This window comes from Burkholderia sp. Ap-955, from assembly GCF_011753045.1.
Taxonomy (GTDB): domain Bacteria; phylum Pseudomonadota; class Gammaproteobacteria; order Burkholderiales; family Burkholderiaceae; genus Burkholderia; species Burkholderia lata_D.
This window is the reverse complement of sequence record NZ_VWWH01000203.1, coordinates 1-1872: the sequence shown is the minus strand read 5'-3', so window position 1 is coordinate 1872 and position 1872 is coordinate 1. Positions and strand designations below refer to the sequence as shown.

At 66.9% G+C, this 1872-nt stretch carries 2 protein-coding genes; both read right to left on the bottom strand.

Annotation, left to right across the window (positions count from 1 at the left end):
* Nucleotides 1–1187 (bottom strand): NAD(P)(+) transhydrogenase (Re/Si-specific) subunit beta (locus F3J15_RS37290; RefSeq protein ID WP_166897802.1); only part of this gene is annotated, 1187 nt, incomplete at its 3' end.
* A 13-nt stretch (nucleotides 1188–1200) separates the two neighbouring features.
* Nucleotides 1201–1872 (bottom strand): proton-translocating transhydrogenase family protein (locus F3J15_RS37285; RefSeq protein ID WP_205191157.1); only part of this gene is annotated, 672 nt, incomplete at its 5' end.

Here is a 1872-nt window from a genome sequence, read left to right as displayed (position 1 = left end):
GCGCCGATCACCATCGACACGTCGGCTTCGGGGAAGTCGGCGTTGATCTCGTCCATCTCCATCACGATGTCGTAAGGCACCTTCGCCTCGGCGAGCAGCACGTTCATGTGCCCCGGCATGCGGCCGGCCACCGGATGGATCGCGAAACGCACGTCCACGCCCTTCTCGCGCAGCGCCTTCGTGAGTTCATGCACGGTGTGCTGGGCTTGCGCCACGGCCATCCCGTACCCGGGCACGATGATCACGCTCTTCGCATCGCGCAGCAGTTCAGCCGTCTCCAGCGCGCTCACCGCCACCACTTCGCCGGCCGGCTGCGCACCCGCACCCGACGCTGCAGGCGCACCGCTGCCCGTACCGAAGCCGCCGGCAATCACGCTGATGAAGTTGCGGTTCATCGCGCGGCACATGATGTACGACAGGATCGCACCCGACGAGCCCACCAGCGCGCCGATCACGATCAGCAGGTCGTTGCCGAGCATGAAGCCGGTGGCCGCCGCCGCCCAGCCCGAGTAGCTGTTGAGCATCGACACCACGACGGGCATGTCCGCGCCGCCGATCGCCATCACCATGTGCACGCCGAACAGCAGCGACACCACCGTCATCACGATGAGCGGCGTCATGCCGTCCTGGACCGTCTCCGCATGCAGGAACGCACGACCGAACACGATCACCACCACCAGCGCGGCCAGGTTGAGCCAGTGCCGGGCCGGCAGCAGCAGCGGCTTGCCGCCGATCTTGCCGGAGAGCTTGCCGAACGCAATGACCGAGCCCGCGAAGGTCACCGCACCGATCAGGATGCCGACATAAATTTCCACTTCGTGGATCGCGTGCTCGGCGCCCGTGAACTGCACCGACGTATCGATGTAGCTCGCGAAGCCCACCAGGCACGCTGCCAGACCGACCAGGCTGTGCATCAGCGCAACCAGCTCGGGCATCTGCGTCATCTGCACCTTCTTCGCGGCATAGAGGCCGACGGCTCCGCCGACGACCAGCGCCGCCACGATGTACGGAACGCCCTCAATCGAGACGCGCGGGCCGAGTACCGTGGCGAGCACCGCGATCAGCATGCCGATCATGCCGAGCAGGTTGCCGCGCCGTGCGGTCTCGGGATTGGCCAGCCCGCCGAGGCTGAGGATGAAGAGGATGGCCGCGCCGATATAGGAGACGGTAGTCAGATTGGAAGTCATTGTTGTCGTCTCCTTACTTGCGGAACATCGCCAGCATGCGTCGCGTCACCGCGAAGCCGCCGAACATGTTGACGGCCGTGAGCGTCAGCGCACCCACCGCCAGGCCCAGGATCAGCCCGGACGGACGGCCCCCCGCCGCCGCGTCGCCCAACGGCGGCGCGACCTGCACCAGCGCGCCGATCGCGATGATCGACGAGATCGCATTGGTGACGCTCATCAGCGGCGTATGCAGCGACGGCGTGACGTTCCAGATCACCATGTAGCCGACGAAGCAGGCCAGCACGAACACCGTGAAGTGCGCCAGGAACGTGGCCGGCGCGAACTGGCCGACCAGCAGGAACACCAGTGCGCCGACGGCGAACGTGATGGCGAGCGACTTCGCCGACATCGGCGCGCCGCTGCCGTGGCCGTGGCCCTTGGACGCGGTGGCCGCGACCGGCGGTGTTGCAGGCTTCGGTGCGGCGGCCGGCTGCTGGATCGGCGGCGGCGGCCACGTAACGTTGCCTTCCTTGATGACCGTGAGGCCGCGGATCGCGTCGTCGCTGAAGTCGACGTTGATCGTGCCGTCCTTGCCCTTGCACAGCTCCTCGACCACGCGCAGCAGGTTGGTCGCATACAGCGTCGACGACTGTCGTGCCAGGCGCGACGCGAGATCCGTGTAGCCGACGATGGTCACGCCATGACG